The organism is Clostridium nigeriense (genome assembly GCF_900086595.1).
GTDB classification, from domain to species: Bacteria; Bacillota; Clostridia; order Clostridiales; family Clostridiaceae; genus Clostridium; species Clostridium nigeriense.
In genome coordinates, this window is sequence record NZ_LT575472.1 from 1,168,568 (window position 1) to 1,186,743 (window position 18,176).

At 28.9% G+C, this 18,176-nt stretch carries 20 protein-coding genes and 1 other annotated feature; of the genes, 19 read left to right on the forward strand and 1 reads right to left on the reverse strand.

Translation table 11 applies throughout. From position 1 onward, the window contains the following. Positions 1–17 precede the first annotated feature (17 nt). From splB to gpmI, 9 genes are all read left to right on the forward strand, one after another. Positions 18–1,022: a spore photoproduct lyase gene (gene splB, locus BN6774_RS05710; protein ID WP_066891119.1), complete on the forward strand. Its 1,005-nt coding sequence runs from the start codon at positions 18–20 to the stop codon at positions 1,020–1,022. Between the two features lie 124 nt (positions 1,023–1,146). Continuing rightward, the gene (locus tag BN6774_RS05715; protein ID WP_066891122.1) at positions 1,147–1,608 is read left to right on the forward strand and encodes a tRNA (cytidine(34)-2'-O)-methyltransferase; all 462 of its coding nucleotides are present in this window, start codon (positions 1,147–1,149) and stop codon (positions 1,606–1,608) included. Between the two features lie 15 nt (positions 1,609–1,623). Next, the gene (locus tag BN6774_RS05720) at positions 1,624–2,460 is read left to right on the forward strand and encodes a DegV family protein (protein ID WP_066891125.1); all 837 of its coding nucleotides are present in this window, start codon (positions 1,624–1,626) and stop codon (positions 2,458–2,460) included. Between the two features lie 237 nt (positions 2,461–2,697). Next, positions 2,698–4,080 carry an RNA polymerase factor sigma-54 gene (gene rpoN, locus BN6774_RS05725; protein WP_066891128.1) on the forward strand — a complete coding sequence of 461 codons (1,383 nt, stop codon included), beginning with the start codon at positions 2,698–2,700 and terminating at the stop codon, positions 4,078–4,080. Between the two features lie 206 nt (positions 4,081–4,286). Next, positions 4,287–5,324, forward strand: a complete 1,038-nt coding sequence (locus tag BN6774_RS05730) for a sugar-binding transcriptional regulator (RefSeq protein WP_066891134.1) — start codon at positions 4,287–4,289, stop codon at positions 5,322–5,324. A gap of 52 nt (positions 5,325–5,376) precedes the next feature. Beyond that, positions 5,377–6,375, forward strand: a complete 999-nt coding sequence (gene gap, locus BN6774_RS05735) for a type I glyceraldehyde-3-phosphate dehydrogenase (protein WP_066891137.1) — start codon at positions 5,377–5,379, stop codon at positions 6,373–6,375. A 179-nt stretch (positions 6,376–6,554) separates the two neighbouring features. After that, positions 6,555–7,733: a phosphoglycerate kinase gene (locus BN6774_RS05740; RefSeq protein ID WP_066891140.1), complete on the forward strand. Its 1,179-nt coding sequence runs from the start codon at positions 6,555–6,557 to the stop codon at positions 7,731–7,733. 242 nt (positions 7,734–7,975) lie between these two features. Beyond that, a complete protein-coding gene (gene tpiA / locus BN6774_RS05745; protein WP_066891143.1) occupies positions 7,976–8,722 on the forward strand; it encodes a triose-phosphate isomerase in 747 nt (248 codons plus the stop codon). 233 nt (positions 8,723–8,955) lie between these two features. Further along, a complete protein-coding gene (gene gpmI, locus BN6774_RS05750) occupies positions 8,956–10,482 on the forward strand; it encodes a 2,3-bisphosphoglycerate-independent phosphoglycerate mutase (protein ID WP_066891146.1) in 1,527 nt (508 codons plus the stop codon). A 76-nt stretch (positions 10,483–10,558) separates the two neighbouring features. Here gpmI and BN6774_RS05755 read toward each other — a convergent pair whose 3' ends face one another. Further along, positions 10,559–11,323 carry an SDR family NAD(P)-dependent oxidoreductase gene (locus BN6774_RS05755; protein ID WP_066891149.1) on the reverse strand — a complete coding sequence of 255 codons (765 nt, stop codon included), beginning with the start codon at positions 11,321–11,323 and terminating at the stop codon, positions 10,559–10,561. Between the two features lie 218 nt (positions 11,324–11,541). Here BN6774_RS05755 and BN6774_RS18825 point away from each other — a divergent pair, with 218 nt between their 5' ends. The 10 genes from BN6774_RS18825 to BN6774_RS05795 all read left to right on the forward strand — a co-directional run bounded on the left by BN6774_RS18825 (position 11,542) and on the right by BN6774_RS05795 (position 18,176). Next, positions 11,542–12,918, forward strand: coding sequence for a DUF4355 domain-containing protein (locus tag BN6774_RS18825; protein ID WP_235829586.1), 1,377 nt, complete (start codon positions 11,542–11,544; stop codon positions 12,916–12,918). 10 nt (positions 12,919–12,928) lie between these two features. Continuing rightward, positions 12,929–13,117, forward strand: coding sequence for a tRNA-specific adenosine deaminase (locus BN6774_RS18275; RefSeq protein ID WP_207644565.1), 189 nt, complete (start codon positions 12,929–12,931; stop codon positions 13,115–13,117). A 91-nt stretch (positions 13,118–13,208) separates the two neighbouring features. Then, complete coding sequence (locus tag BN6774_RS05765; RefSeq protein WP_066891152.1) at positions 13,209–13,568, forward strand: hypothetical protein; 360 nt, start codon at positions 13,209–13,211, stop codon at positions 13,566–13,568. Positions 13,569–13,755: 187 nt separating this feature from the next. Further along, entirely contained in the window at positions 13,756–13,935 is a 180-nt protein-coding gene (locus BN6774_RS05770; RefSeq protein ID WP_235829587.1) for a hypothetical protein, read from the forward strand. A 241-nt stretch (positions 13,936–14,176) separates the two neighbouring features. Then, positions 14,177–14,635 (forward strand): hypothetical protein, encoded by a 459-nt coding sequence (locus BN6774_RS05775; RefSeq protein WP_066891157.1) that lies wholly within the window; start codon positions 14,177–14,179, stop codon positions 14,633–14,635. Between the two features lie 226 nt (positions 14,636–14,861). Next, positions 14,862–14,996, forward strand: coding sequence for a hypothetical protein (locus BN6774_RS18935; RefSeq protein WP_268873157.1), 135 nt, complete (start codon positions 14,862–14,864; stop codon positions 14,994–14,996). Positions 14,997–15,107: 111 nt separating this feature from the next. Then, positions 15,108–15,413, forward strand: a complete 306-nt coding sequence (locus BN6774_RS05780) for a TIGR04104 family putative zinc finger protein (protein ID WP_066891160.1) — start codon at positions 15,108–15,110, stop codon at positions 15,411–15,413. Positions 15,414–15,549: 136 nt separating this feature from the next. Further along, a complete protein-coding gene (locus tag BN6774_RS05785; protein ID WP_066891170.1) occupies positions 15,550–16,416 on the forward strand; it encodes a DegV family protein in 867 nt (288 codons plus the stop codon). Positions 16,417–16,597: 181 nt separating this feature from the next. Further along, positions 16,598–16,810 (forward strand) — a binding site (T-box leader). Between the two features lie 45 nt (positions 16,811–16,855). Next, on the forward strand, positions 16,856–17,521 hold the full coding sequence (locus BN6774_RS05790; protein WP_207644566.1) for an amino acid ABC transporter permease: 666 nt from the start codon (positions 16,856–16,858) through the stop codon (positions 17,519–17,521). Continuing rightward, entirely contained in the window at positions 17,502–18,176 is a 675-nt protein-coding gene (locus tag BN6774_RS05795; protein ID WP_066891173.1) for an amino acid ABC transporter permease, read from the forward strand. Before BN6774_RS05790 ends, BN6774_RS05795 begins: the two co-directional genes overlap by 20 nt.

The window sequence follows — 18,176 nt, forward strand, 5'->3', positions numbered from 1 at the left end:
AAATAAGAGGTGATATTATGTTTATACCACAAAAAGTAGTTTTTGAAGAAAAAGCTTTAGGTTTTTCGTTAGGTCAGGAGCTTTTTAATAACTTTAAAAAACAAGGTATACAAATTGAAGTTAATAAAACAGGAAGAGTAAATGGACCTAAAGATGATGCTGTAAAAAAATTTTTTGATGGAAAAAGAACTTTAGTAGTTGGAGTTAAAGGAAATGCAAAATTTCAAAGTTGTAAGCCTTCAGCACATTATCAGTTACCATTAGTAAGTGGTTGTATGGGAATGTGTGAATATTGTTATTTAAACACTCAGCTTGGAAAAAGACCTTATGTAAAGATTTATGTGGATATAGATAATATTTTAAACAAGGCTTTTGAATATGCAAGTGAAAGATTACCTTATGTAACAATATTTGAAGGTTCAGCTACATCAGATCCAATTCCTGTAGAAAGATATACTCATGGTTTGAGTAAAGCTATAGAGGCTTTTGGTAGTAATGATCATACAGCATTTAGATTTGTAAGTAAATATTCAGATGTAGAACCTTTTATAGGACTTAATCATAATAATCATACTACAATTAGATTTAGTATAAACTCTCAAGAAATAATAAAAAGATATGAACATGGAACTGACAGTGCTGATAAAAGAATTGAAGCCGCTAAGAAGGTAAAGGTAGATGGTTATGATATAGGTTTTTTAATAGCTCCTATATTTATATATGAAGGCTGGAAAAATGATTATAGTAAGTTACTAGACAAAGTTAAAGCTGAATTTCAAGGTGAAAAAATTACTTTTGAAATAATAACTCATAGATTCACAGAAAGAGCAAAAAATAATATCCTTACCATATATAAAGATTCTACATTACCAATGAATGAAGAAGAAAGAAAATTTAAATATGGACAGTTTGGATATGGTAAATATATATATAAAGATGATGATATGAGAGAGGTAAAAGAGTTTTTTGCTGAGAGAATAAACAAGGATTTTGGAGAAAATAGTATTTTATATATTGTTTAAGAAAATATTCTGTGAACAAATGATAAATGACTTTGACTAATAAGTTTTCATATAGTATTATTTTTAATATGGTAATAAATAAGTAAGATGATTACATCTTACTTTTTTGTTGGAGGTTATGAAAATGAATTTAAATATAGTATTATATCAACCAGAAATACCTCAAAATACAGGAAATATTGCGAGAACTTGTGTTTTGACTAATTCAAAGTTACATTTAATTAAACCTATGGGATTTAAAATAGATGATAAGCAAGTAAAAAGAGCAGGGTTAGATTATTGGAGTGAATTAAAATTAGAAATTCATGAAAGCTATGAAGATTTTATGAAGAAATATGGGAGAGAAAGAATATTTTTAGCCACTACTCATGGTGGAGAACATTATGATGAAGTTTCATTTAAGGAAGGAGACTTTATAATGTTTGGAAGAGAAACTTCAGGAGTTCCGGAGGATGTACATAAGGCTCACGAAGGAATAAGAGTACCAATGATAAAAACTAGTACAAGAAGCTTAAATCTTTCAAATACGGTAGCTATTGTAGCATATGAGGCATTAAGGCAAATTGGTTTTCCTGAAATGAAATAATTAGGGGGAATAAGAATGGAAAAGATAAAAATATTAACAGACAGTTGTTTAGATATTCCAGAAGAATTGATTCAAAAAAATAATATTGACATTTTACCAGTTTTAATTAACTTTGGAGATGAAAGCTACGTAGATAGAGATGAAATCGACTTAAAGACAATGTTAGAAAAAATTGATAAAGATGAAGTTTTACCAACTACTGCTCAAATAATTCCAAGTAGATTTGAAGAATATTTTAGAAAAGCTATAAATGAGGGATATAAAGTAGTTGCAATACTTATGTCTTCTAATATGAGTGGAACATACAATTCAGCTTGTATAGCAAAGGAAATGGTGGAATCAGATGATATAACTATAATAGATACTCAAGTTATAACATCAGCTCAAGGCTTCTTTGTATTAAAGGCTTGTGAACTTAGAGATAAGGGGTTAAGCCCACAAGAAATTAAAGCAGAAATAGAAAAGATGATTCCTAAGATGAATGCATCATTATGTTTTGAATCCTTAGAAAACTTAGTAAGAGGCGGTAGAATATCTAAGACTGCTGGAGTAATTGGAACAGCTTTAGGTCTTAGAGTTATAGTTGGTTTTGAGAATGGCATGATGGTGGCTAAGGATAAGGTAAGAGGAAATAAAAAGGTTATTAAAAAAATAATTTCTGAATATGAAAACTCAAATGTTGATAAGAATGAACCAGTTATGTTAATAGAAATAGAAAGCCCAGAAATTAAAGGTGAACTTAAAAAATATTTAGATGAAAATAATATTAAATATATAGAAACTACTCCAGGATGTGCAGTTGGTATCCACTCTGGACTTGGAGCTTGTGGATTATTTTTCTTAAATAAATAATAATATGATTATAAAATTAGTTAAGGAGCTATTAAAGAGTTACTTAACTAATTTTATTTTTATATAAATTATGTAGTATTAATTAGATAATATTTCTAAATCTGTTTAAATTAATTAAAGAAAAGTGCTTTATGGACTTGCTATAACGTTTACTTATTGTTTATACTAGTAATAAGGAAAAGTTATTACTAATACTAAAAGCAAAAGTTGTAGCTTATTGAATGAAGGTGTTATTTTATGAAACTAGATTTTAATTTGAATCTTACCCAAGAACAAAGACTGGTAATGACCCAACAAATGCAGCTTTCTATAAAGCTTCTACAAATGTCAACTTACGACTTAAGGGAATATATAGAGAATGAATTTTTAGAAAATCCTATTCTTGAAGGTGACTTTGATTTTGTTCAGGAAGAAAAGGCTTATGAAGATAAAATAGATTATAAGGAAATGATTAAATACTTAGAATTCGATAATTACGGATCTCAAAGTTATGGTGAATATAATAAGGATGATGATGTGTCGCCCTTTAACTTCATTTCTGAAAAAGAATCTCTTACTGAATATTTGCAAGAACAATTAATTGAAGCTGATGAAGATGAGTATATAAAAGCTATTGTTTCTTATATGATAGAAAACATAGATGGAAGAGGATACTTGGACATGCCTTTAGAGGAGATATGTAAGGAGCTAAATATCTCATTAGAATTGGGAGAAGAAGCTTTAGAAGTACTTCAGGATTTAGATCCAGATGGAATTGGGGCTAGAGATTTACAAGAATGTTTAAAAATTCAATTAATAAAAAAGGGTATGCTGGATGAAAATTTAGAAATTATAATAGACGAATATCTAGATTTAATTGCAGATAACAAATATAATGTTATAGCTAAAAATTTAAAGATAACCCCAAAAGAAGCACAAGATTTAGGTGATATAATAAAGAAACTTGAACCTAAACCATCAAGAGGATTTTATACTGGTGAGGAAGTTAAGTTTATAATTCCTGATGCAGCTATTAGAAAAATAGATGGGCAATATTTTGTTATTATGAATGAAGGTGTGATACCTAGATTATCTATAAATAGTTTATATAAGAATATTCTAAATAACAAAGATGATAAAAATACAGAAAAATATGTAAAAGAAAGATTAAATAGTGCAATGTTTTTAATAAAAAGCATTGAGCAAAGAAAAAGCACTTTACTTAGAATTTTAGAAAAAGTAGTTGAAAATCAAAAGGAATACTTTGATAATGGGCAAAAATATCTAAAGCCTATGACTTTAAAAGAAATGGCTGAACTGTTAGGTATTCATGAATCAACAGTAAGTAGAGCTATTAAAGATAAATATATACTAACTAGCTTTGGAACTATAAAAATAAAGGATTTATTCACAACAGGTCTAAGCAAAAATCAAGGTGATGGAGAAGAAGTTGCTGTTGTTAATATTAAAAAGAAAATAAAAGATTTAATAGATGCAGAGGATAAAAAGAAACCTTTATCAGATCAAGCAATTTGTGATTACTTAAATGAAAAAAGTTTAAATATTTCTAGAAGAACAGTAGCTAAATATAGAGAAGAGCTTGGAATAAAATCTTCAAGTAAAAGAAAAAGAATAGAATAAAATTTGCTTAAAAGAGGAAAGTTAAATGTATAAGTTTACTTTGCATTAACTTTCCTTTTTAAACGTAAAATACTTAAATTTTGTAAAAAGTTTTGGAAAAGTTTAAAGAAAGTACTTTTAAAATTTATAGAAGTGTTTTATAATAATAAATGTGGGACATATAAATAATATGTGGGACCTTTTTAGACCAAAGAGGAGGGTTGGATGTGCAGGAAATATTGTCTTTGCAGAAAAAAATAGTTCCTGAACTTGTAGAAGTCCTGGAAAAGAGATATAGTATTCTTAGGACTATATATTACAATCAACCTATTGGAAGACGTGTTTTAGCAAATCAATTAGATCTTGGGGAAAGAATAGTTAGAACAGAAATAAATTTTTTAAAATCTCAAAATTTAATTGAAATTAATACTCCAGGGATGACAGTAACTGAGGAGGGAAAAGAAATAGTTAATAAACTTAAGGATTTCATTCATGAAATTAAGGGTTTATCAGATATTGAAGAAAACATTAGATCCTTCCTTGGGTTAAAAGATGTAATAATTGTTCCAGGAGATGTTGAAAAAAATCAAACAATATTAAAAGAAATTGGAAAAGCTACAGCTCATTATTTAAAATCTATTATAGAAGATAATAACATAATAGCTATAACAGGTGGAAATACTATTAAAGAGTTTGTAGAATCTATGCCAAAGATGAGTAGTCTTTCAAATATTCTTGTAGTACCAGCTAGAGGTGGTATGGGAAGAAAAGTTGAAATTCAAGCAAGCACTTTAGCAGCATCTTTAGCACAAAAATTAAATGGTTCTTATAAATTGCTTCATATTCCAGAGAACCTTAGCTTAAATCTTTTAGATACTTTGTTAAAAGAAAAGGAAATAAAAGAAGTTATTGACAATATTCATAAAGCAAATATTTTGATTTATGGTATTGGAGATGCACTAGTTATGGCAGAAAAAAGAGATGTTTCAAAGGAAGAATATGATAAATTAAAATCCCTTGGAGCAGTTGGTGAAGCATTTGGATGTTATTTTAATAAAGATTCAAAGGTAGTATCAGAAAATACTTCAATTGGAATAAATATTAATGAAGCAAGAAAAATTAACACACATATTGCAGTTGCAGCTGGGGAAAATAAAGTAGATGCTATTATTGCCACTATGATGAATAATCATAATGCAGTTTTAGTAACAGATGAAGCAGCTGGACGAAAAATTATGGAGTTTATTAAGGATCATACTAAATAAGCTTAAAATTTTTTAAATTTTAAATATAACTATTTTTAGGAGGTAATTGCAAATGGTAAATGTAGCAATTAATGGTTTTGGAAGAATAGGAAGATTAGCATTAAGATTAATGATTGAAAACCCAGAATTCAACGTGGTAGCAATCAACGACTTAACAGATGCTAAGACTTTAGCTCACTTATTCAAATATGATTCTTCACAAGGAAGATTCAACGGAGAAATCGAAGTTAAAGAAGGAGCTTTCGTAGTTAACGGAAAAGAAATTAAAGTTACAGCTGAAAGAAACCCTCAAGACTTACCATGGAAAGAATTAAACGTTGACGTAGTTTTAGAGTGTACTGGATTCTTCACTTCACAAGAAAAAGCTGGTTTACACTTACAAGCTGGTGCTAAGAAAGTTGTTATCTCAGCTCCTGCAACTGGTGACATCAAGACTGTTGTTTACAACGTAAATAATGATATATTAGATGGTACTGAAACAGTTATTTCAGGTGCTTCATGTACTACAAACTGCTTAGCTCCAATGGCTAAAGTATTAAACGATAAATTCGGAATCCAAAAAGGATTCATGACTACAATCCACGCTTACACTAATGACCAAAATACATTAGATGGTCCTCACGGAAAAGGCGACTTAAGAAGAGGTAGAGCTGCTGCTGCTAACATCGTTCCAAACTCAACTGGAGCTGCTAAAGCAATTGGTTTAGTTATTCCAGAATTAAAAGGAAAATTAGATGGTGGTGCTCAAAGAGTTCCAGTTGTTACTGGTTCATTAACTGAATTAGTTGTAACTTTAGACAAGAAAGCTACTGTAGAAGAAATAAACGCTGCTATGGCTGCTGCTGCTAATGAATCATTTGGTTACACTGAAGATGAAATAGTTTCATCAGACGTAATCGGAATCACTTATGGTTCATTATTCGATGCAACTCAAACTAAGGTTATGACAGTTGGAGAAGAGCAATTAGTTAAGGTTGCTGCTTGGTACGACAACGAAATGTCATACACTAACCAATTAATAAGAACTTTAAAGTACTTCGTAACTAGATAATTAAATAGTTAAGTGAATACTTAAAATATAACAGTAAACTTGGTCTGGTTTTATAGAAAATCTATGAGGCCAGACCAATTTTAAATTAAGCATAAATTTTAGAAATATATTTAAAATGAATGCTATCTCTTATAGTAATATATAAGAGATAATAAAAATAAATTTAAGAGGTGAAATCAATGAGCTTTAATAAAAAAACTATCGAAGATATAGATGTTAAAGGTAAAAAGGTTTTAGTAAGATGTGACTTCAACGTTCCACTAAAGGATGGAGTTATAACTGATGAAAATAGATTAAATGGTGCTTTACCAACAATCAATTACTTAATAGAAAATGGTGCAAAAGTTATTCTTTGCTCACACTTAGGAAAAGATGCATCTAAATCATTAGCTCCAGTGGCTAAGAGATTAAGCGAAATGCTAAACAAAGAAGTAGTATTTGCAAGAGATGAAGAAGTTGTTGGTGCAAATGCTAGAGCTGCTGTTGAAGCTATGAAAGATGGAGATGTTGTTTTACTAGAAAACACAAGATGCAGAAAAGAAGAAACTAAGAATATTGAAGATTTCTCAAAAGAATTAGCTTCTTTAGCTGATATATTTGTAAATGATGCATTTGGTACAGCTCACAGAGCTCACTGTTCAACAGTAGGAGTTACTGATTACTTAGATACAGCTGTATGCGGATACTTAATTCAAAAAGAATTAAAGTTCTTAGGAGAAGCTGTAAACAACCCAGTTAGACCATTCGTTGCTATATTAGGTGGAGCTAAGGTTTCAGATAAGATAGCTGTTATCAACAACTTATTAGAAAAAGTTGATACATTAATCATCGGTGGAGGAATGGCTTACACATTCTTAAAAGCTCAAGGATATGAAGTAGGATCATCTTTAGTAGAAGCAGATAGAATTGATTATGCTAAGGAAATGATTGAAAAGGCAGCCGCAAAGGGAGTTAAATTCTTATTACCAGTTGACCACAGAGTTGCTACAGAATTCAAAGATGTAGAACCAGTAATTACAGAAGATCAAAACATTCCAGCTGGAAGCATGGGATTAGATATCGGACCTAAGACTGAAACTTTATATGCAGATGCAATTAAAGATGCTAAAACAGTTATATGGAACGGACCAATGGGAGTATTCGAATTCGAAAACTTCAATAAGGGAACAATTGCAGTTGCTAAGGCTATGGCTGATGCAGATGCTACAACAGTTATCGGTGGAGGAGACTCAGCTGCAGCTGTTAATATCTTAGGATTCGGAGATAAGATGACTCACATCTCAACAGGTGGTGGAGCTTCTTTAGAATTCTTAGAAGGTAAGGCTTTACCAGGAATAGAAGCACTAAACAATAAGTAAGCTACTAAATCTTTGATTTAGTAAAGCGAACTTACTCATTCGAAACGAATGTGAGAAGGAGTTTCAATAAACAAGTTTTATTTATTGAATGTAAAATGAATAATGTAAAATGTAGAATTAAGGAAATAACTCCACTTCGGTGGAGTTATGAAATTAATTTTATTATTCAACTTTGTTGAATAATTTCATTAATTTTTCATTCTTAATTCTTCATTCTTAATTTAAATAAGAGGTGATTTTAGATGAGAAAACCAATAATAGCAGGAAACTGGAAGATGCATTATACTCCAGCTGAAGCTGTAAAAGTTATAGAAGAATTAAAACCATTAGTAGCTAATGCTACATGTGACGTAGTAGTGTGTCCTACTTTCGTTTGTTTAGATGCTGTATTAAAGGCAGTAGAAGGATCAAACATTAAAGTAGCTGCTCAAAACATGCACTTTGAAGAAAAAGGTGCTTTCACTGGAGAAGTTGCTCCAGGAATGTTAGAAGCTATGGGAGTTAGCTATGTTGTATTAGGACATAGTGAAAGAAGAGAATACTTCAATGAAACAGATGAATCTTTAAACAAAAAAGTTAAAGCTGCATTTGCTCACAACTTAACTCCAATTCTTTGCTGTGGAGAAACTTTAGAGCAAAGAGAAAATGGAACAACTAATCAAGTTGTTGGAGCTCAAATCAAAGCTGATTTAGAAGGATTATCTAAAGAATTAGCTGAAAAAGTTGTAATTGCTTACGAACCAATCTGGGCTATAGGAACAGGTAAAACTGCAACTAATGAACAAGCAAACGAAACAATAATGGCTATTAGAGACGTTGTTGCTGAAATGTTTGGAAAAGAAGTTGCTGATAAAGTAAGAATTCAATATGGTGGATCAGTTAAACCAAATACAATTAAAGATCAAATGGCTATGTCTGACATAGATGGTGCTTTAGTTGGTGGTGCTAGCTTAGTTCCAGCTGATTTTTCACAAATAGTTAACTTTTAATTAATTAAGGACTGTATAATGATTATGAGATAATTATTATACAGTCCTTTTATTAATTAATAATTATTATTAAAAAATATTTTATTGCAAAGGTTTAACTAAGAGTGCTTTTATTGTTAATAGGAATGAAATATAGTATAATATAAGTGAAATTAAAGAAAGATAATATTATATTAAAGTATTATTGTCAATATGATTTCAAATATAGATTAGAATAAATTTTGGAGGGAATTATGGCGAAGAAACCTGTAATGTTAATGATATTAGATGGATTTGGAATAGCTCCAAAGTCAGATGGAAATGCTGTTGAGGCAGCAAGAAAACCTAATTTTAATAGATTAATGGAAAGATATCCACATACTCAATTACAAGCAAGTGGATTATTTGTAGGATTACCAGATGGACAAATGGGTAACTCAGAAGTAGGACACTTAAATATTGGTGCTGGAAGAATTATATATCAAGAATTAACTAGAATAACTAAGGAAATAGAAGAAGGTGGATTCTTCAAAAATGAAGCATTAACTTTAGCAATTAACAATGCAAAAGAAAATAATGCAGCGCTTCATTTAATAGGATTATTATCAGATGGTGGAGTTCATTCACACATCGATCACTTAAAGGGATTATTAAGCTTAGCTAAAGAATCTGGATTAAAAGATGTATATGTTCATTGCTTTATGGATGGAAGAGACGTTCCACCAGCATCAGGAAAAGATTTTGTTATTGAACTTGAAAAATACATGGAAGAAATTGGTGTAGGTAAAATAGCTACTATATCAGGTAGATACTATGCTATGGATAGAGATAACAGATGGGAAAGAGTTGAACTTGCTTACAATGCAATGGTGCTTGGAAAAGGTGAAGAAGCATCATCAGCTGTTGAAGCTATGGAAAAGTCATACAATGATAATAAAACAGATGAATTTGTTTTACCAGCTGTTATAGATAAAAATGGAATGATTAAAAATAATGATTCTGTAATATTCTTTAACTTTAGACCAGATAGAGCTAGAGAAATAACTAGAGCTATAAACGATAAGGAATTTGCAGGATTCAATAGAGAAAGATTAAACCTAACATTTGTAACAATGACTCAATATGATAAGACTTTAGAAGGCGTTCATGTTGCATATAGACCAGAAGGTATAAATAATACTTTAGGTGAATATGTTTCAAATAAGGGGTTAAATCAATTAAGAATTGCTGAAACAGAAAAATATGCACACGTTACTTTCTTCTTCAATGGAGGAGTAGAAAAGGAATATGAAGGTGAAGATAGAGCGTTAATATCATCACCAAAGGTTGCAACTTATGATCTAAAACCAGAAATGAGTGCTTATGAAGTTACAGATGAATTAATAAAGAGAATTGATTCAGATAAATATGATATGATTATACTAAACTATGCTAATCCAGATATGGTTGGTCATACAGGCGTAATGGAAGCAGCTGTTAAAGCTATAGAAACTGTTGATGAATGCTTAGGAAGAGTTGCGGATAAGATCTTAGAAAAAGATGGTACGTTATTCATAACTGCAGACCACGGTAATGCAGAAATAATGATAGATTTCTCAACTGGAAATCCATTTACAGCTCATACAACAGACCCAGTTCCATTCCTATGGGTATCTAATAATACAGAAGGAAGAACATTAAAAGAAGGTAAGCTAGCAGATATAGCACCAACAATGTTAAATGAAATGGGACTTAAAGCACCGGCTGAAATGACTGGAGAATGTTTAATAGAAGATAAATAGTAAAAAATAAATGTAAAAGGACACTTACTATAAAGTAGTGTCCTTTTATTATTAATTATAAATTTAATATTTAAATTTATAATGTACTTCCGAAATCTGAAACAAGAGTTTGCCCAGTAATAGCTCTTGACTCATCACTTGCTAAAAATAGAAGTATATTTGCAACATCGTCAGCCATGCATGGTTGAATAGACATATCGCTATGCTTAGATATTTGGGTCATCATATTCATATCAAGATTTTCAGGGCTCATGCCAGCAACCATTGGAGTAACAATAGTTCCAGGGCAAACAACATTACAACGTATATTTGTACCTGCAAAACGTAAAGCAGTATGCTTGGTTGCTCCTATTATTGCTGCTTTAGATGAAACATAAGCAGCTCCACCACATCCAAAGACACCTGCAATTGAAGCAACGTTTACAATAGAGCCTTTTCCGGTCTTTAACATTTCATTTGCAGCTTCACGCATACAATACATAGTTCCTTTTATGTTTATGTCCATTACATAATCCATATCTTCATCAAGAACACATTCGATTGGCTTTAGGCCAGATTCTAGTACACCAGCATTATTGATTAAAACATCAACTTTACCAAAGGTTTCTATAGTTTTAGAGAGTAGATTTTTTGCATCATCAGGTTTAGAGATATCAGTTATTACTGTAAGAACCTCTCCACCTTCTTCTTTTATCTTAGTGGCAACATCAATTAGCTGAGCTTCACGACGAGCGCTTATAACAACCTTTGCCCCCTCTTTTGCAAAAAGTAATGCTGTGGCAGCACCAACTCCTGAATTGCCTCCAGTAATAATTGTAACCTTATCTTTTAAACGTCCCATAATATCCTCCTTTAGCTCTTAATATATATAAGTATACTTAATTGATAAAAATTTGTCAATATATATTATCCAATTATGGCAAAAATTAACTAGATAAATATGTAAAATACAAAATGAATTTGGTAAAAATATGATATAATTTATCTTAGGTAATAGATTAGAAAGAAAAAGCACTTAATAATATATTAATTTTAAGTTTAAAAGTAAAGGTGATGAGGATGAAGATATTTAGAGAAGAATATTTAAAGGGTGAATCTGTTAAAAATATTACAATTGGTTTTATGTTTACTATAATGACATTTAATTTTTTATGGTTACAGTATATTTTACCAACAATAGCAGCAGTACTTTTATATATCGGTTTTCGTGATATAAGAAAAGAAGATAAAAATCTTAATACTGCTTGGATTTTTTCAGTAATAAATTTAGTGCTTCATATACTAAATTTGATATATGTAAGTACACCTTTAAATATTAATTCAAATAATATAGGGATGATGGTAGTTATATCAACTACTTTTCAAATAGTTTTTCTTATTATTTTTAGAAAAGGTATAAAGAATATTTTTAATAAAGAAGATATTATTATTAAAAAAGACCCTATTTTAAGAATTATTATATGGAGGATAATAGTTGTTATATTAGCCATAAGTGGATTGGGACAAATTTGGATTATATCTCTTCCAATAACAATATATTATTTTTATATATTTAGGTCACTTTATAAATTAAGTTATGAATTTAAGGACAATAATTACATAAATGAAAATAGAGTTCAAGGATTTAATAAGAATCAATTGCTGTTAATATATGGGATAACTTGCACATTTATAGTTGGAATATGTTGTATATTTTCAAATCATATTAAATTAAATTCTAATGAGGTTATTTCCGTTAATGAGTTTGCAACTAGAAATATGCTAATAGATAAAGGTATTCCAGTAGAAATCGTTAAAGATATAGCAGATGAAGATATTAGTAATCTTAAGAATATAGTAAATGTTGAAGTATTTAAAGATAATTTAATATTCAACTCTATGGTAAATGATATTGGAAGTATATTTGATCCTTATAGCAATAATAAAGCAAGGGGAAGAGAATTAGAAGTAACAAGTATCTTTATTGAACTTAAGGGAAATGAAATGTATGCAATTGAATATTTTAATTGGAAAAAAGAAGGTCCTTATTGGCAGGATGGATTTGCAGTTAGCAATACATGGCCTTTAGAACTTATAAATGGAAGATTATTATACGAGGTTGAAAATACAAATTATTATGCTAAAATACCTAGATTGAGGGGGGGATTAGTTACAAGCAATGATATTTTTGGATATGAAAGACAAGAAAATAAAATTACAGGTGTTATGAATTATCCTTCTAAGTCTAAAGAACAAAGGGGATATGTATTTTATAAAATACATATTCAAGAAGGAACCATAGCAGGATCTAATATAGTTGATTACGTGCACTATAATCACCCCTTTAGAATTCCTTATGAGGAAGTAGAAAAGAAGAGTTTGATGTTTAGTGATAATTTAAGGCAGCATGCTACAAATTTTAGAACTAAGTCTGCTATTGAATTAATGAATAATTAAAGTTATAGCTATGGTTTGGTCTAAACTTGGAAAGTTAGTATATAGTGTCTCACATGAACAATTAGCAGAAATTGCAGGGAGTAATATTATGATTCCATGCAAAGAAGTGTTTGAAAGAAGTCCACATCAAACAATTGTTGTAGGAGAGCTATTAAATGAGGAAGGATTAAAAGCTTTTGATGGTTATTCTTTTGTATAGGGAATGGAATGGTATTTGTAAAATATGCTATAATTAACTTATAATTGTATTAAAATATGTGGTAGAATTCTATTTTTCGAGGAGATATTAAATGAATAAAAAGCTATTTTTGAAATTAGGATTATTGTTATTATCTCTGTCACTTGTCTCATGTGGACAGAAAAATAATTCACCAGTAGAAGAGAATCCTTCTAAAGTAAGTACAAGCCAATCTGTTAGTAGTACTGAAAGTTCAGGAGAAGAAACTAAAGATGAATACTATAGAATAATAAAAGAAGTTTGGCAGAAGCAAAAGGATTACATTGATTCTATTGATGATCCTAAATTAAAACAATCAATACAAACAACACAGTCTGCTGCTATTATGGAGTCAAATAGACTGCTTATGGAACATCCTGAAGACTCTGAAGCTATAGAGGCAAGTCTAAAGAAGGTTCTTAGTGGCGAATAATTTTTTAGTATTACGAAGTAATTAATAAAATTTGTTCGTTGAAAACTGAATGGCATAATATTTACCAAAATATGTTATAATTGTTTTGTAATAGTAAGAAGAGGTGAAATAAAGGGATAATAAGAAAATGAAATCTATTTTAACAAAGATTTCATTTATAATTGGCATTATATTATTGATATGCTTTTTGGGAGGTTTAGTACATTTACGTTATGATTATTATACTAATGTAAGTCCTTACGCTTCAACACCATTATATGTTTATAACATAATTCATGGCGTAATATTTTTAATTCCAAGTATTATATGCTTTGTTATAGCAATATTATTAAATTCAGAAGCAAAAAATAAAATAATTCTATGTTAATTAGGATTCTTATATTATGAAAACAAAATAAAAACATATTTATATAAAGACCGTATTATTCAAAAAGTGAATATGCGGTATTTTTTTGGTTCTCACATCAAATATATCATAAACAATTTGAATTTATTGCGAACTAACTAAGAGAAATTTGTTCTTTGAAAATTGAATAGTACGGTATTGGAAGTATATGTTATAATTTATTTAGAATATATACTATGATCTAAAATGAGAGGATAAGAAAATGAAAGATAGATACAAATTAATGATAATACATCTAATATTATTTATTTCAACATTAGGCATAGGTATGATAACTGAAAAACCATATAGATATGTTAATGAATTTTCATGGGTAATATTGTTAGTTAATACGATAGTATTTTTAATTTTAATTAATCAATTTAAAGTTAAAGAAAATAGTGTTATGAAGTATTTACTAATTATTTTAGGAATATTTATAATACTTATTATTGATAAAGATTATTTTTATTCATCATATATTCAAAGTACACCTGATATAATATTTCCATTTAGTATTTTGCTATTAAGCAATGTTATAATATTACCGTTTGTGCCTATTTTTGATTGCATATACATATTAAATTTATTTAATATGTCATTTATAATGATACCTCTATATATAGTAATACTTATGAATGTTAGTAAAAAAGTGTTGAAGCTAAGGCGAAAAATAGAATAACTTTAAAATATATTGTAGAAATACCGTATTATTCAAAACTGAATATGCGGTATTTTTTATTGCGCAATTCAAATATAATATTAAAACTAAATTTATTACTAAATAATTAATAAAATTCATTTTAGAAAAAAATGGATGGCACGCTGTTTACCAAAATATGTTATAATTAATTGGTGATAGTCTTAATAAACTCATTAAACTTTTAAAAGCAAAGGGGGAGGAAGTTATGGATTTTGGACCTAAAATGGCTATATGGGCAATTTTTAATACAGTTATAATTTTATCTTTTATAGGATTAGGAATATATGTTTTAATGCTTTTAATTAAAGCTTTAAAAATTTACATTAAGAAAAATTCCTAAGAGGTATTAATAAAGAGAGTGATTACATTGAGAAGTAATTAAGAAAATTTAATATTAAGTTATTATTAAAATATGGATAATAACTTAAATTACTAATTAAGGAGGGGTATCATGAGAAGTTGTATTGAATGCAATCATAAATTCACCTTTCAAGATAGATTAAAAAGTATCATAAATTTAAAGGGATATTTGAAGTGTCCACAATGTAACTCTGCGTATAAACCCAAGCCTAATATATATATGGGAATATATACTGGATTAGTTGTTTTTATAACCTCTATTGGATTTGATTACATTACTTTGAGCAACATTAAAATAAAAATACTATTGCATATTTTTATTTTATTTATAGTTTTATCTTTGTTTTATCTTTTACCTCATAGATGGCACAAATATACAAGGATTAGCAAAGAATAATTGATGATTTGAAAGAGAGCTGATCAATAAAGTTAATATATATCAACATAATTACTTTGACATTCAAAAGATTTGACAATGAAATGAAACGAATATATAATATCAGTACAAAAGAAAAATATTAGGAGTTGAATATATGAATATAAAGTTAATTACTGACTCAGCTTGTGATTTATCTATAGATTATATAAAAGAAAATAATATTGATGTGGCATCTTTAATGGTTAATTTAAATGGAGAATTCATTCCAGATGACTTAGGACAAACTTTAAGTCATAAAGATTTCTATAAAGCTGTTAAAGAAGGTGCAATGCCATCCACTACACAAGTTAATGTAGGAACCTTTTATGATATGTTTACTAAGTATGTAGAAAAAGGTGATGCTATACTTTATATAGGATTATCCTCGGCTTTAAGTGGAACAGTAAGTAGTGCAACAACAGCAAGAGAAATGGTACTAGAAGAACATCCAGATGCAATTATACATGTTGTTGATTCCTTAAGTGTATCAGTTGGAGAAGGAGCTTTAATATATAAAGCAGTAGAAATGATAAAAAACAATAGAACTTTAGAGGATATAGTAAATTATTTAGAGTCTATTAAAAGAAAGGTTATTCATGCAATAACTGTTGATGATTTAAATCATCTAAAAAGAGGGGGACGTATTTCTGGAGCTGTAGCAGCTGTAGGAGGTTTACTTGGAATAAAGCCTACTTTGAAAATTGATGATGAAGGAAAAGTAGTAGCAGGAGAGAAGGTTAAGGGCAGAAAAAAAGCATTAAAAAGCTTAGTTAATCAGATAGGAACAAAAGGTGATAATATAGAAGAACAAACTATATTTATATGTAATGCAGATAGTCTTGAAGATGCTTTACAAGTGAAAACTATGATATTAGAAGAATACAATGTTAAAGATGTAGTTATTACTTCTATAGGAGCTGTTATAGGAACTCATGGAGGTCCTGGTACTATAGGTGTGGTATTCATAGGAAAAGAAAGATAAAAAGATATAATTATATTTTAAAGAAATCTAAAATTAATTAGATTTCTTTTTTTGCTTTTTTTCTAAATCATTGTCAATTTATATACTTAATCATATATTAAATTAAAAGTAAAAGAAAAAAAACTATTGACAAAAATAACCAATAAAAATATAATTAAAATAAACATATCGGAATAGTAGGAATAATGCTGTGATGAAGAAAAGTAATATATATTTTTAATTTACAGAGAGAAGGGTTAAAGCTGAAAGCCCTTAATTACAATATATATGAAGTGCCCTTCGGAGTATAAGATATGAAATAATAGTAGTATCTTAACGGAATGCCGTTTATAGCATATTAAGGTGGAATTTTGTTCAATTAGAGTGGAACCGCGGAGCTTGCTTCGTCTCTTATTTTTAAGAGACGAATTTTTTTTATGTTTTTTTAGGGGGAATGTAAATGGACATAGACTTTAAATTTATATCTGAAATTATACCAACCTTTATACAAGGGACTATTATGACTTTAAAACTTGCAGTTATATCAATTATTTTATCTATAATAATAGGTATTTTAATAGAAACTGCTAGATATTTTAATTTTAAAATTTTAAATATAGTATCTAAAATTTATATAGAATTTTCAAGAAATACTCCACTATTGATTCAAGTATTTTTTCTTTATTATGGATTAACTAAGTTTGGAATAAAATTAAGTGGATTTTCCTGTGGTGTTATTGGATTAGCATTTTTAGGTGGAGCATATATGGCTGAATCCTTTAGGGGAGGAATAGAGGCAGTAGCAAAGGCACAAATAGAAAGTGGAGAGGCGTTAGGACTTAGTAAGATACAAATATTAACTAATATAGTTTTACCAATTAGTTTTTCTATATCTATTCCAGCTATAGTTGCAAACTGTATATTTTTAGTGAAGGAAACTTCTATAATTGCGTCTATTGCAGTAGCTGAGCTTATGTTTGTTACTAAAGATGTAATAGGCATGTATTATAAAACTAATGAAGCATTACTTCTAGTTGTTTTGTTTTATCTTATAATTTTACTTCCAATTTCAATTGCTAGTAGGATTATAGAAGGGAGGCTAAGACATGGGGAGTTTGGCAGATAATCAAATATTTAGCATAGATAATTTAAAAAGACTTATGGAGGGGCTAGGAGTTACCTTAAATATAGCACTAGTATCAGTAATTTTATCAACTATTTTAGGAGTTGTTTTAGGAATTATTATGACTAGTAAAAGAAGATATATTAAAGCAATTTCTTTCCTATATCTTGAGAGTATTAGAATAATACCATTAATGGTTTGGTTATTTATCTTTTATTTTGGAATTCCAACAGTATTTAATATTCATTTAGATTCAGTCCTAGTTGGATATATAGTTTTTACTCTTTGGGGAACAGCTGAAATTGGAGATTTAGTAAGAGGTGCTATAACTTCTATCCCTAAAATATATTATGAATCAGCAGCTGCTTTGTCTTTGAATAAATTTAAAACTTACAGATATATAATAATTCCAATAAGTATAAGAAGAGTTTTACCAGGGATTATAAATTTAACAACAAGAATGATAAAAACTACTACGTTAATGACATTAATAGGAGCTGTTGATTTAGTTAAAGTAGGACAACAAATAATTGAAAGATCAATATTAACAGAACCTTTAACGCCATTTTGGATATATGGGTTTATGCTAATTGTTTATTTTTTAATATGCTTCCCTATTTCATTAGGAGCAAGGGCTTTAGAAAAGAAATTAAATTAG